This window comes from Phenylobacterium sp. LH3H17, assembly GCF_024298925.1.
Classification (GTDB): Bacteria; Pseudomonadota; Alphaproteobacteria; order Caulobacterales; family Caulobacteraceae; genus Phenylobacterium.
Genome location: NZ_CP101283.1, coordinates 3,918,278 through 3,931,331 on the forward strand (window position 1 = coordinate 3,918,278; position 13,054 = coordinate 3,931,331).

Genomic DNA, 13,054 nt, shown 5'->3' on the forward strand with positions numbered 1-13,054 from the left:
CGACCCGGCGCTCCAGGCGCGGATAGACGCGCTTCAGGCGTGGAGCTGGTGGTGAAGGTCTAGGCCGGCAGACGTTCGTAGAAGATGTCCACCTCGTCGCGCCCGGTCTCCGAAAACCCGAAGCGCGAATAGAAGCGGTTGGCCGCGCTCTTGCGGATGACGGTCAGCCTGACCGCCAGGGCCTGTGCGTCGCTCTCCGCCAGCAGGGTCGCGAGGACGCCGGCGCCCAGGCCCGCGCGCTGGTGGTGCGGATGGACGTAGAAGTGCTCAAGCCGGAGCCAGCCGGGAGCGTCCGGACCGAAGGCCACGCAGCCGGCCAGGGCTTGGCCGCGCCAGATCAGGCGGGTGTGCTCGGGCCGGAACTGCTCGACCATGCGCCGCCGCGCGCGCACGGGATCGAACCGGCCGATCCGCTCGAGGCTCTCGCGCATGGCCGCGATCCGCAGCTCGACCAGCCGCTCCAGGTCGGAGGCGACGGCGGGCGAGAACCGGAAACCATTCCCCCCGCCGTGCGCCATCAGGCCGTCGAGCCGCCGTCGATGACGATGGTCTGGCCGGTCATCCAGGAACCGGCCTTCGAGGCCAGGAACACGGCCCCACCGGCGATGTCGTCGGGCTCGCCCAGGCGGCGGAGGGGGGTGCCGGTCGCGGCGCGGGCCTCGCCGGCCGGGGTGTCCCACAGGGCCTTGGCGAAGTCGGTCTTGACCAGGCCGGGCGCGATGCAGTTGACCCGGACGTTGTGGGGGCTGAGCTCCTGGGCGAGGTTGCGCGCCAGCTGCATGTCGGCCGCCTTGGAGATGGCGTAGGCGCCGATCACGCCCGTGCCGCGCAGGCCGCCGATGGACGAGATGACGATGATCGCGCCGTCCTTGCGTTCCTTCATCTCGGGCGCGGTCATGTTGATCAGCCAGTTGTTGGCGATGATGTTGTTCTCGAGAATCTTGCGGAAGGCGTCGTCGGGGATCTCGCTCATCGGACCGTAGAACGGGTTCGAGGCGGCGTTGCAGACCACGATGTCGATCTTGCCGAAGGCCTTGCGCGTCTCGTCGACCATTCTCTGCAGGTCGTCCTTGGAGGAGATGTTGGCCGGGACCGCGATCGCCGCGCCCGGATGCTTTGCGTTGATCGCCGCGGCGACCTCTTCGCAGGGGCCGGCCTTGCGCGAGGAGATCGTCACCTTGGCGCCATGCTCAGCCATGCGCTCGGCGATGGCCTTGCCGATCCCGCGCGAGGACCCCGTGATCACGGCGACCTTGCCGGTCAGGTCGAACAATTCACCCATGGCGCTTCCTTCCAAACATGTGTTTGATTTTATGGCCGCCATTTGCGGCGCCGGGCGACGTTGGGTCAAGCCCGGGTTGGGGAGCGAATTCCATGCCGGACTTCCGCGAGATCGAGCTGCCCGAGGTCACCCTGCGCGCGGCGATCGAGGGCCAAGGGCCGCTGGTCCTGATGGTCCACGGTTTCCCGGAGAGCTGGTACAGCTGGCGCCACCAGATGGGGCCCATCGCGGCGGCCGGATTCACCGCCTGCGCCATCGACGTGCGCGGCTATGGCGGCTCGTCACGGCCCCAACCCATCGAAGCCTATGACATGGAGCACCTGGTCGCCGACGTGGCCGGGGTGATCGAGCAGCTCAGCCCCGACGCTCCGGCCGTGCTGGTCGGCCACGACTGGGGCGCGCCCATCGTCTGGAACACCGCCCTGATCCGCCCCGACCGGGTACGCGCGGTGGCGGGACTGTCGGTGCCTTATCTGGGCGTGCCGAAGCGGCCGTTCACCGACCTCATCGACACGGTGTTCACCAGCCGCGGCAAGTTCTTCTACCAGGCCTGGTTCCAGAACGTCGGCCCGGCCGAGGCCGAGCTGGAAGCCAACCCCCGCGACGGCCTGCGCAAGTTCTACTACGCCATCAGCGGCGACGCCCCGGACGGAACCTGGCCCACTGACAAGGTCCACGGACAGAGCCTGCTGGAAGGCCTGGTCGATCCTGATCCGTTCCCCGCCTGGCTCACCGACGACGATCTCGACTACTACGTCGCCGAGTTCGAGCGATCGGGCTTCCGCGGCCCGATCAACCGCTATCGCAACCACGAGCGGGACTTCGAGTACCTATCCAGGTTCGAGGGCCGGAAGATCGAGCAGCCGTCGCTGTTCATCGGCGGCGAGCGCGACCTGGTGCTCAGCATGCTGGGGCGCGGCGACCTGGTGGCCATGATGAAGGCCGAGATGACCGACCTGCGCGGCGCCGACGTCCTGCCAGGCTGCGGCCACTGGACCCAGCAGGAACGTCCCGCCGAGGTAAACGCCCGCCTGCTGCCCTGGCTCGCCTCGCTCTAGGTTTTTCTTGGGCGCGCTTTCTGGCGGCGAACCGGTCTCCACTTCGCCGGAAAGCGCTCTAGCGGCAAACCCGGTAGCGGCCGGAATCCAGGTGCAGGTGGTCTCGATGGGCGGCGTTGTAATCGGGACTGAGGGTCGCGCTGAACCAGCGGCAGGCGCCGGTGCGAACGCGCCGCAAGAAGACGCCGAACTCATCGTCGTCGGTGAAGTCCCGCAGGACCGAGACCTGCCGGCCATCGGTGAAGCGCACTGCGGCCACGTCGAGGGCGTTGGCGAAGGCGTGCTCGCTCAACCGGTCACGGCCCGCGATGCTGCGGCAGGCATAGGTTCCGTAGTGCTCCAACGCGCTGGGGCTTGTTCCCAGAACTTCGCGCGCGGCCGGGCGCAGGTCGTGCCGGTCCCAGAAGGCGTAGGCCAGGGCTTGGGGGCAGGTCATCACAGGGCCCGCTGGCCGGAGCGGCGTCACCCCGCCCGAGATGCGCACCGCATTGAGCTGGGCGCAGGCGCCGTCGGTCCGGGGAGCTACCTCGGCGATCCTGACCCCACCCTCCGCCAGCACGGCGCGGCAGAGGCGGCGGTCGCCCGCGGCCTGCCGGAATTTCATGTCGGTGGCCAGGCCCGGCGGATCGATCAGGCGCAGCGGCTTCCATGGCAGGTCCTGAGGCGGGGCCATCGCATTGGCGATCCAGAACGCGGCCATCAGCGCCAGGGACAGGTCGAGCGCGAGCGCCCACAGGGAGGCAAGTGCGAGGCCTTCCGGCGTTCGGGACTGGAGCGAGAGCACGGGCATTGGAACGACTCGTCGGCGCTACGGTTCAGCCAACCCAGATTGCCACGGCGCGTTGTCGCGAAATCGGGTTCAAGCCGTCGACAAGTCGCGCAGACTGGTAGAGATCCCGTCCGTACAAACCGTCCCGGACGCCCCGCATGCTGAACTGGATCTACGCCACGCTGGGCCATGTCTGGGGACCACTGCGGCTATTCGATTCGTTCTTCTTCCTCGCCGCAATCGGCTTCACCTGCTGCGCGCTGGTCACCTGGGTCGTCCTGCCGAGGCTCTGGCCGGCGCTGCCCACCGACCGGGGACGGGCCTTCGCGATCAACGCCGAACAGAGCGTGGGAAAGCCGATCAGCGCCGGCCTGATCTTCGTGAGCGTCTTCTGCATGGCGGCGCTGGTCTTCGTCCCCTTCGACGCGCGGAGCCTGCTGACCCTTCCCTTCATCCTGGCCGCAATGATGGTCGGCTATTTCGACGATCGCCGTGGTGGGTTCAGCGAGTACCAGCTCGCCGCGATGGATCTGGCGATCGCCGTCGGCGCCTCAATGGTGATCTACGGCATGCAGCCGGTGGCGATCTGGCTGCCGGGCTGGAGGGACGCAATTCTGCTGTCGCCATGGGTCGCGACGCCGGTGGCCACCGGAATGATCTGGCTCTCGATCAACGCCACCAACTGTTCGGACGGGGTCGATGGGGTCTCGGGCAGCCTCACCGCCACCGCCCTACTGATTCTCGGGGGCCTGCTCTATGCCGTAATCGGCAACGAGGTGGTCGCCCAGCATCTGAGAATTCCGGTGAACCCCGAAGGCGCGAGCTGGGCGATCATGGCCTTCCTCATGGTCGGCAGTATCGCCGGCTACCTCTGGTACAACGCCGCGCCCAGCCTGGTGCTCATGGGTGACGCCGGTTCACGCCCCATAGGGCTGTTGATCGGCATGCTGGTGGTCGCCACCAACAACCCGCTGTTCCTGCTGCTTATCGGCTCGGTTCTGCTCCTGAACGGAGCAACGGGGCTGGTGAAGGTCGCCCTCATGCGGTTCTTCGGCCTAAGGGTCCTGGGTGGCGTTCGTTTCCCGCTGCACGATCACTGTCGCAAGGAGCTGGGCTGGTCTAACAGCCAGGTCCTGGTGCGCTTCATGCTGGTGCATCTTGGCGTCTCAGCCCTGCTGGTGATCTTGGCGCTCAAGGTGCGATAAGCGGCGCGGGCCAACTATCCAATCGTCGGCGAACGCCCTAAAGGCGGGAATCTTGGACATTATCCGCCGGGGCGCGACGCTCCGGCCCTTGCGAAGCCGCGCGGGGCGACGCACGTTCCGTGCAACGAATTTTGGAGACCTGACCTATGCGTAACTGGCGCCTGGACGAAGACGACGACGACGACGACGCCTCCCGCAAGCCCGACATGCCGATGACGGCGGGACCCGTCCAGAACGCTCTCTACAAGTCGCGCACCGTCCTGGTGTTCGGCGAGATCGACATGCGCCTGGCCGAGCGAGTGACCGCCCAGCTCCTCGCCCTGGCGGCCGAGAGCGACAAGCCGATCAAGGTGGTGATCAACTCCCCCGGCGGTCACGTCGAGAGCGGCGACACCGTCCACGACATGATCCGCTATTGCGGTCCCCAGGTGAAGGTGATCGGGACCGGCTGGGTCGCTTCCGCCGGGGCGCACATCTTCCTGGGCGCACACAAGGACAGCCGCTTCTGCCTGCCCAACACCCGCTTCCTGCTGCACCAGCCCACCGGCGGCGTGCGGGGCCAGGCCAGCGACATCCAGATTGAGGCCGAGGAGATCGTGAAGATGCGCGAGCGCGTCAACCGCATGATCGCCAAGGAGACCGGTCAGCCGTACGAGAAGATCGTCAAGGACACCCAGCGGAATTTCTGGATGGGGGCCGAGGCCGCCGTCGAATACGGGCTGGTCTCCAAGATCATCCGTAACGCCACGGACGCGTAAGAAGATGGCCGCGCCCTGGTGGAAGGGCGCGGTCGTCTACCACGTCTATGTCCGCAGTTTCTTCGACGCGGACGGCGACGGCCACGGCGACCTCAAGGGTGTGCTGGCCAAGCTGGACTACATCGAGAGCCTGGGCGTCGACGCCATCTGGCTCTCGCCCGTCCATCCCTCGCCCAACCGCGACTGGGGCTACGACATCTCCGACTATGAGGGGGTCCATCCCGATTACGGGACCCTGGCCGACCTCGAGGCCCTGGCGGACGCCGCCCATGCCCGCGGGCTGAAGGTCATGCTGGACGAGGTGCTGTCGCATACCTCGGACGAGCACCCCTGGTTCGCCGAGAGCCGCGACGGCGGAGCCGAGGGCGACAAGGCGTCCTGGTACGTCTGGGCCGATCCGGCCGACGACGGGACCGCGCCAAACAACTGGCTCAGCGTGTTCGGCGGCCCGGCGTGGGCCTACCAGCCGGCGCGGCGACAGCACTACCATCACAAGTTCCTACGCCAGCAGCCGAAGCTGAACTGGCGCAATCCCGCCGCCCAGGCCGCGGCCCTGGACGTGCTGGACTTCTGGCTGGCCAAGGGAATCGACGGCTTCCGCCTGGACGTCGCCGGGACCTTCCTGCACGACGACAGCCTGGCTGATAACCCGGCCGTGCCGGCCGCTGAGCGGACCCGCCATCACTGGTCGCACGCCAGCGAGATGCAGCGGCATCTGCACGACTCCAACCTGCCCGACAACATCCCCCTGCTGGAGATCATCCGCCGGCGGGTGGACGCGCACAACGGGGTTGAAGGGGGAGATCGCTTCGTGTTCGGCGAATTCTCCGAGGAGGAGGAACGCTGCGGGGCCTATTGCACGCCGGAAGAGGGCCTGCACTCAGCCTACACATTCGTCCTGCTGCACGCCCGCAAGCTGTCGCCGCGGATCTTCCGCGACCACTACGAGACGCTCGACCGATTTCCCGGCCACTGGCCCTGCATCTCGTTCTGCAACCACGACATCCCGCGCACCGCCACCCGATTCGGCGGCGGCGAGGCGGTCGCCCGCCTGATGCTGGCCCTGCTGCTCAGCCTGAAGGGCACGACCTTGCTTTACCAGGGCGAGGAGCTGGGCCTGCCCGAAGCTCAGAGCCTGACGCGCGAGCAGATCCGCGACCCGGTGGGGGACCTCTACTGGCCCATCGCCAAGGGCCGCGACGGCTCGCGCACGCCCATGCCCTGGACCGAAGGGCCGAACCTGGGCTTCTCGACCGCCGAGCCCTGGCTGCCGCTGGCCGTGGAGCATGCCGGCCTGTCGGCGGCGACCCAAGCGGCGGACCCGAACTCCGTCCTCGCCTTCTCCAAGGCCATGATCGCCCTCCGCAAGGCCTCGCCGGTGCTCACGACGGGCGACATCGAGATGATCACCGCGCCTGAGCCGATCCTGGCGTTCCTGCGCCGCGAGGGCGAAGAGCGGATCGCCTGCGTCTTCAACATGGGCGCGGCGCCGGCGGTGTTCGGCGACGAACGGCTGACAGGCGCGAGCGTGCTGGCGCCGTCGGCCGGCGAGGCCAGGCTGGACGGCGCGGCCCTGCATCTCGAGGCGCACGCGGTGCGGTTCCTGCGGCTCGCGTGACGCGCTAAAGAAGAGCCCATGGCCGACGACGCGTCCAAGCAAGCCCGCGCTCCCGCCGCCGACGCCAAGTTCGGCCGCGGGTTCCTGTACGACATCTGGTATTTCGCCGCCCTCTCCAGCGATCTCAAGCCCGGCAAGCTGCAGCGCTACGAGCTGCTGGGCGAGCCGGTGCTGCTGGGCCGCGACCGGGCCGGCAAGGTGTACGCCCTGCGGGACATCTGCCCGCATCGCGCCGCGCCGCTCTCGGCCGGCAAGCTGACCCAGGAGGCCGACGGAAGCCCCAGCGTCGAGTGCCCCTATCACGGCTGGCGGTTCAAGACCGACGGCGCCTGCGCGGCCATCCCGTCCCTGGTGGGCGATCAGGCCATGGATGTCAGCCGCATCCGCGTGCGCCGCTATCCGACCGCCGAGAGCCAGGGCCTGGTCTTTATCTGGGTGAGCTCCGATCCGCGCTTCGCGGGCGAGCCCGCCGAGCCGCCGCCGGTCTTCCCCGGCGTGGTCGGCGGTGGACCCAAGCTGGTCGACCGAATGGTGTTCGACGCCCACATCGACCACGCCGTCGTGGGCCTCATGGACCCGGCCCACGGGCCCTATGTGCATCAGCAATGGTGGTGGCGGTCAGCCAAGAGCCAACACGACAAGGCCAAGACGTTCGAGCCGCGCGAGCAGGGCTTCGCCATGGTCCGTCACGAGCCGTCCAAGAACAGCCGCGCCTACGCCATCCTGGGCGGCGAGCCCCTGACCGAGATCGTCTTCCGCATTCCCGGGCTGCGCTGGGAACACGTCACCGTCGGCGCGCGCCAGGTTCTGTCGCTCACCTGCCTGACCCCGGTGTCGGAGACGAAGACCAGGATCACCCAGGTCGTCTGGTCCGATCACCCGGCCTTCCTTTTCCTGAAGCCGTTCATCGCCGCCGGCGCCCGCGCCTTCCTGCGCCAGGACGGGGACATGGTGAACCTGCAGAACGAGGGCCTGCGCTACGACCCGGCCCTGCTGTGGATCGACGACGCCGACCGCCAGGCCAAGTGGTACCAGCAGCTCAAGCGTGAATGGACGCTGAGCCGCAAGGAGGCCCGGGGGTTCGTGAACCCAGTGGAAGCCGCCACCCTGCGGTGGCGCAGCTAGCGGCGGGCGGTGGCTACCGCTTCGGTTTCGCCGTGACCGTTCGCCTGACCCAACCCGTGATGGAATATCGGTATGCGTTCACGAACGTCGCGACCTGGCTGACGCTGTGGTGCTGCGGCACCCGGAAGATGTTGAGCGCATTGAACCGCGGCGGAAAACCCTCCGTCACGTTGCGTGCGTCATCCTGAAAGAGCAGGACGCCGCCCCAGTCGGTCTGCCACTGAGGCGTCAGATTGAGGACATAGGCATATAGCCGCCCGGAGTCGGCGTTGCCGTCGTGATGCGTGTTCAGGAAATGGCCGGCGCCGTATCGAGAGGCGTGGGCGTCGCTGTTGGTCGGGCGCTCGTCGGCGGTGAGCTTGCGCACGAAGCCGAGGAACTCCTCGCCGTTGACGAAGTCGTAGACCGCCTCGATCGGCTCCAGCTTACCCCCGACGCGACGCCCGGCCTGGATAGCGTCGCTGATGCGCCACGCATCGTACGAGTACTGGAAGCCGCTGCGGGCGGTCTGGATCACATGCGCTTCAACCTGCATGCGCTGGGGACTCGGCATCGCCCAGGCCGCCAAGGGAGCTTCCACGCCCTTGCCTTGCACCACCATGGTCCGCACCCAGGGGACATCGCCCGCCAGGGCGTCGGCGACATGCTTCGCGCCGTTGCCTTTGAAGAAGTCCGGGATGTGAAGGCGACCCTTGGCCTGGAAGGCAGGCGCGAGCCGTTCGGGATCAATCTTTGGATCGATCTTAAGGCTTGCCGCCACGCAACGACCCTCCAAGAACCATGACGGCGAGCTAATCGCCCAGTGTCACGACTGTCAATTTGCCCAGGATACTAGGCTGCGGCGGTCTGCGAGGTCTGGGGCGGCTTGGGAGCGGTCAGCTTGAGGTCGTCGATGCGGATCGGCGCGAAGCCGCGACCCGACTCCCAGTCGATCCGCCCGCCCAGGGCGGTGATCGTCGAGACCGGCTCCAGGCGGCGCAGGTCCATGGCCTTCAGCGCCTGGTGCGGGACCTTCACGTGGACGACCGGCTGCTGCTCGACGTCGCCGCGTGAGGTGGGCAGGAAACAGCGCGCGACCACGTCGATCACGTCCAGCGGCACCACGGTCATGATCTCCACCGCGACCCGCAGAGTGGCGGAGCAGACGCAGGCCAGGTGCATCTCCTGGCGAACCTCGGGCGGCAGGGCGACATAGACGCTGCGGCCGGCTTCGCCCAGCTCGACGGCCTCGTCGGGGATGGCGTCGAACTCCAGGGCGTCCAGATAGACCACCAGCCTGCCGGGCGAGGGCATGTGGACTCCCAGCCCCTCCAGCACCGGCGCCAGCTCCGCTGCGGGCACGTGGGCCTTCAGCGACTGTTCGATGGCGGAGATGTCGAGAGCCAGCACGCCCGCGGCGACGCTGACGTCGAGATTGTGGACGTCGGCGGCCCGCTTGGCCCGCGCATAGATCTCGGCGTCCTTCTTGGCGGCTTCCAGCACTTTTTCGGCCAGGGCGCGGCGGCGGTCCTGGCCGAGGCCGAACAGGCCGTCGATCAGGCCGGGCTGGTAGTTGGCCAGCGCCCGGCGCGCCTTCTGCTCAAGGGCGTTGGCGCGGACGGCGGGCTCGACCAGGCCGGCGCCGGCGATGTCGTTCCAGTCCAGCCGCTCGTACTTCACGCAGTGGATGCGGGTCAGGGTCTCGAAAAGCGCGTCGTACCGGGCGGCCAATTCGGGCGCGGTGGAGCGGCGGGTGGTCGCTCGCTCCTTGCGTTGGCGCTCGCGCAGGGCTTTCTTGGTCGCCCGGTCGATACGATTCATCGTCGCGATGATCGTCTTTGCCGACCCTTGGGCGCCCATTTCTTCTCCGCGTATCTTTCCGCCGCACTCATTTCTGAAATACCTGTGTTTTCCTCACCGATCTCTTAAGAAAATCATGGACTTCATCACAACCGACGGTTTCGCGCTCGCCTATGACGATAATGCCCCGGCGGGTTACGAGCGGGCGATCCTGCTGATCCACGGCTTCGCGTCGAACCGGAACGAGGGCTGGAAGCGCACCGGCTGGTACGCCGCGCTCGAGCGGCGACGCTTTCGCGTGATCGCCCTGGACCAGCGCGGGCACGGGCAAAGCGGCAAGTCGCACGACCCCGCAGCCTATCTGCGCGAGAACCTGGCCCGCGACGTGGTGGAGCTGATCGACCACCTCGGGGTCAACCGCGTGGACCTGTTCGGTTATTCCATGGGCGCGCGCATCGCCGCCGCGGCCGCCCTGGCCGCGCCCGAGCGGTTCTCCAACCTGATCCTGGGCGGGGTGGGCGACAAGTTGCTGACAGAACGCATGGGCGAGCGAGGCGATCTCATGGTCGCCGCCATGCTGGCGGAGGATCCGGAGACGATCACCGAACCATTCCTGAAGAGCTTCCGGCAGTTCGCCGACGAGCAGGGCGAGGACCGCCAGGCCCTGGCCGCCTTCACCCAGGCGGCGAACCCGCCGCTGGACGTGGCGGGGTTCGCGACCCTGCCGATGCCGGTGTTGGCCGTGGCCGGAGAGCGGGAGACCAACGGCGACCCGGTCGAGCTGGCCCGAGCCTTCGCCCATGGCCACGGGGTGGTGATCCCCGGCTGCGACCACTTCTCGGCCATCCCCCACGCCCTCACCAAGGCCGCGGTGTTCGACTTCATCGACGGTCTGCTGGACGACCCCTGGGCGCGATAGCCGCGATAGCCCCGACCCGCATCGCCTGGACCTCGCGCCTGGAGACCGGGCGCCTGAAATCGGCTGCGGTCGTCGCGGCCTAGTCTTTGGGGCCCATATTGTAGGGACCGCCCTTTTCCAGGGCCTTGCGGTAGGCGGGACGGGCCTGGAAGCGCTTCACCCAGGCGGCGATGTTCGGATAGGCGCCGTAGCGGCCGAAGGCGCCGGTGACCTCGCCCACGAAGCTCATCTGGATGTCGGCGGCGCTGAACTCGCCCATCAGCCAGTCGCGGCCAGCCAGGGCGCCTTCCACGTAGCCGAGGTGGTTGGCGATCTCGCTCTCGATGCGCGGATGTAGCGGCGCGCCGGCTTCGCCCAGCCGGCCGACATACATGAACAGCATCAGCGGCAGCATGGCCGAGCCCTCGGCATAGTGCAGCCACTGCTGGTAGGCGTCGTAGTCCTTGGAATTCTGGGCCGGCGCGAGCTTGCCGCCGCCGTGGTGGCGGACGATGTAGTCGATGATCGCTCCGGACTCGATGACGGTCGCGTCGCCCTCGGTCACCACCGGCGACTTGCCCAGCGGATGGATGGCCTTCAGTTCCGGCGGGGCCAGGCGGGTGGTGGCGTCGCGCTGGTAGGTCTTGATCTCGTAGGGCGCCCCAAGCTCCTCCAGCAGCCAGAGGATGCGCTGCGAGCGCGAGTCGTTGAGATGGTGGACGACGAGCATTGGGTTGCCTCCCGTGGCGTTACGCTGGGAGTACCGGCGCACGTGACCCACGACAAGCTTCGCCTATAGTCACCGCCGATGATCTTGCCAGACCTCAACGCCCTATTGTCCGAGGCCGCCGAAGCGGCCGACCTTTTCGTGGCCGCGACGAAGGCGGCGGTGGCCGACCGGGTGAGCCCGGGCGGACGCCTGGACCGCGCCGCTCTCGACGCCGAGCAGCACGCCGCCCATGGCCTGGCCTGGACCGCGGCCTATGCCGAGACCCTCCGCCAGACCGCCGCCTGGGCGCGCCACCTGCAGGACGAGGGCCGGTTCGGCGAGGCCGAGGCCCTGCCGGCCCAGCTCCTGGCCTTCGAGTATCTGAGCCAGCTGGCCGGCGGCGTTCCGATGAACCAGGGCGAGACCTTCCGGCCCGGCGACCTCGGCGTCTCCGGTCAGGCGCTGGAGCCGCTGATCGACCGCCTGAGGTCCGGCGCATCTCAGGCGGTGCGCCACCGGATCGTCGTCCTGCTGGACGAGGCGAGGGGCCGGCCCTCGCTGGAGGCCAGCGGCCTGGACGCCACCCTGGAACAGGTTCGCGACCACTTCCACGCCTTCGCCGACGAGAAGATCGTTCCCTTCGCCCACGGCTGGCATCTGCGCGACGAGCTGATCCCGTTGGCCCTGATCGAGGAGCTGGCGGCGTTGGGCGTGTTCGGACTGACCGCGCCGGAGGAATATGGCGGGTCGGGGATGGGTAAGGTGGCCATGTGCGTGGTCTCCGAAGCCCTGTCGCGGGGCTGGATCGGGACCGGCTCGCTGGGCACCCGCTCGGAGATCGCAGCCGAGCTGATCCTCGCCCACGGCACGGACGACCAGAAGGCCCGCTTCCTGCCGGGCATCGCATCGGGCGCGATCATCCCGACCGCCGTCTTCACCGAGCCTGAGGCGGGGTCGGACCTGGGCTCCCTGCGAACCCGCGCCGTCCGCGAGGGTGACGATTGGAAGGTGACCGGCGCCAAGACCTGGATCACCCACGCCGCCCGAGCCGACCTGATGACCCTGCTGGTCCGCACCGACCCCAAGTCGAAGGATCACCGCGGCCTCTCGATGTTCCTGGCGGAAAAGCCGCGCGGCACGGTCGAGGCGCCCTTCCCGGCGGCCGGCATGGACGGCGGCGAGATCGGGGTGATCGGCTATCGCGGCATGAAGGAATACGAGATCGCCTTTGACGGCTTCGCCGTGCCCCACGCCAACCTGCTGGGCGGACAGGAGGGCCAGGGCTTCGTCCAGCTCATGGCCACCTTCGAGAGCGCCCGCATCCAGACCGCGGCGCGGGCCATCGGGGTGGCGCAGTCGGCCCTGGACCTGGCGCTGGACTACGCCCTGGCGCGGCGGCAGTTCGGCGGCCCGATCGCCGACTTCCCCCGCGTGGCCAACAAGCTGTCCATGATGGCCGCCGAGATCCTGGGAGCCCGGCGGCTGGCCTGGTTCGCGGCCCGGGCCAAGGACGAGGGACGCCGCTGCGACCTTGAGGCGGGGATGGCCAAGCTGGTCGCCGCCCGCGTCGCCTGGGCCTGCGCCGACAACGCCGTCCAGATCCATGGCGGGACCGGATTCGCGGTGGAGCAGCCGATCAGCCGCATCCTGGCCGACGCCCGCATCCTCAACATCTTCGAGGGGGCCGGCGAGATCCAGGCCCAGGTCATCGCCCGGCGGCTGCTGGAAGGCGCCAACTAGAGGATCGGTTCGCCCCGAAGAAGGTCACCCCCAGGCCGACGAGAGCCAAATCCACCTCCGCGCCGATAGGCGCCCGGACCCGCCGACCACCCCGGCGCCCGACAATCATCGCG

At 68.4% G+C, this 13,054-nt stretch carries 13 protein-coding genes; 7 read left to right on the forward strand and 6 right to left on the reverse strand.

Features of this window, described 5'->3' with window-relative positions; genetic code table 11:
* Positions 1-59 precede the first annotated feature (59 nt).
* Together M9M90_RS19335 and M9M90_RS19340 are read right to left on the reverse strand one after the other, a co-directional pair.
* The gene (locus M9M90_RS19335; RefSeq protein WP_254834862.1) at positions 60-518 is read right to left on the reverse strand and encodes a GNAT family N-acetyltransferase; all 459 of its coding nucleotides are present in this window, start codon (positions 516-518) and stop codon (positions 60-62) included.
* On the reverse strand, positions 518-1,282 hold the full coding sequence (locus tag M9M90_RS19340; RefSeq protein WP_254834863.1) for an SDR family oxidoreductase: 765 nt from the start codon (positions 1,280-1,282) through the stop codon (positions 518-520). Before M9M90_RS19340 ends, M9M90_RS19335 begins: the two co-directional genes overlap by 1 nt.
* 92 nt (positions 1,283-1,374) lie before the next feature.
* Between M9M90_RS19340 and M9M90_RS19345 the strand changes: the two genes are divergently transcribed.
* Entirely contained in the window at positions 1,375-2,340 is a 966-nt protein-coding gene (locus M9M90_RS19345; protein ID WP_254834864.1) for an alpha/beta fold hydrolase, read from the forward strand.
* A 58-nt stretch (positions 2,341-2,398) separates the two neighbouring features.
* On the opposite strand, the gene M9M90_RS19350 is transcribed toward M9M90_RS19345, so the two are convergent.
* Positions 2,399-3,130 (reverse strand): extensin family protein, encoded by a 732-nt coding sequence (locus M9M90_RS19350; protein WP_254834865.1) that lies wholly within the window; start codon positions 3,128-3,130, stop codon positions 2,399-2,401.
* Positions 3,131-3,267: 137 nt separating this feature from the next.
* Between M9M90_RS19350 and M9M90_RS19355 the strand changes: the two genes are divergently transcribed.
* The 4 genes from M9M90_RS19355 (at position 3,268) to M9M90_RS19370 (ending at position 7,815) form a co-directional block, all read left to right on the forward strand.
* Complete coding sequence (locus M9M90_RS19355) at positions 3,268-4,314, forward strand: hypothetical protein (protein ID WP_254834866.1); 1,047 nt, start codon at positions 3,268-3,270, stop codon at positions 4,312-4,314.
* A 146-nt stretch (positions 4,315-4,460) separates the two neighbouring features.
* Complete coding sequence (locus M9M90_RS19360) at positions 4,461-5,072, forward strand: ATP-dependent Clp protease proteolytic subunit (RefSeq protein ID WP_254834867.1); 612 nt, start codon at positions 4,461-4,463, stop codon at positions 5,070-5,072.
* Positions 5,073-5,076: 4 nt separating this feature from the next.
* Positions 5,077-6,690 carry an alpha-amylase family glycosyl hydrolase gene (locus M9M90_RS19365; protein WP_254834868.1) on the forward strand — a complete coding sequence of 538 codons (1,614 nt, stop codon included), beginning with the start codon at positions 5,077-5,079 and terminating at the stop codon, positions 6,688-6,690.
* An 18-nt stretch (positions 6,691-6,708) separates the two neighbouring features.
* Entirely contained in the window at positions 6,709-7,815 is a 1,107-nt protein-coding gene (locus M9M90_RS19370; protein WP_254834869.1) for an aromatic ring-hydroxylating dioxygenase subunit alpha, read from the forward strand.
* A 13-nt stretch (positions 7,816-7,828) separates the two neighbouring features.
* Here M9M90_RS19370 and M9M90_RS19375 read toward each other — a convergent pair whose 3' ends face one another.
* Both M9M90_RS19375 and M9M90_RS19380 read right to left on the reverse strand, forming a co-directional pair.
* Complete coding sequence (locus M9M90_RS19375; protein WP_254834870.1) at positions 7,829-8,575, reverse strand: 2OG-Fe(II) oxygenase family protein; 747 nt, start codon at positions 8,573-8,575, stop codon at positions 7,829-7,831.
* Between the two features lie 71 nt (positions 8,576-8,646).
* On the reverse strand, positions 8,647-9,615 hold the full coding sequence (locus M9M90_RS19380) for a hypothetical protein (protein WP_254834871.1): 969 nt from the start codon (positions 9,613-9,615) through the stop codon (positions 8,647-8,649).
* A 115-nt stretch (positions 9,616-9,730) separates the two neighbouring features.
* Between M9M90_RS19380 and M9M90_RS19385 the strand changes: the two genes are divergently transcribed.
* The gene (locus tag M9M90_RS19385; protein WP_254834872.1) at positions 9,731-10,513 is read left to right on the forward strand and encodes an alpha/beta fold hydrolase; all 783 of its coding nucleotides are present in this window, start codon (positions 9,731-9,733) and stop codon (positions 10,511-10,513) included.
* A gap of 79 nt (positions 10,514-10,592) precedes the next feature.
* Here the strand turns inward: M9M90_RS19385 and M9M90_RS19390 are convergent, their stop codons facing one another.
* A complete protein-coding gene (locus tag M9M90_RS19390; RefSeq protein WP_254834873.1) occupies positions 10,593-11,222 on the reverse strand; it encodes a glutathione S-transferase family protein in 630 nt (209 codons plus the stop codon).
* Between the two features lie 78 nt (positions 11,223-11,300).
* Here M9M90_RS19390 and M9M90_RS19395 point away from each other — a divergent pair, with 78 nt between their 5' ends.
* Complete coding sequence (locus M9M90_RS19395) at positions 11,301-12,941, forward strand: acyl-CoA dehydrogenase family protein (protein WP_254834874.1); 1,641 nt, start codon at positions 11,301-11,303, stop codon at positions 12,939-12,941.
* Positions 12,942-13,054: the final 113 nt, after the last annotated feature.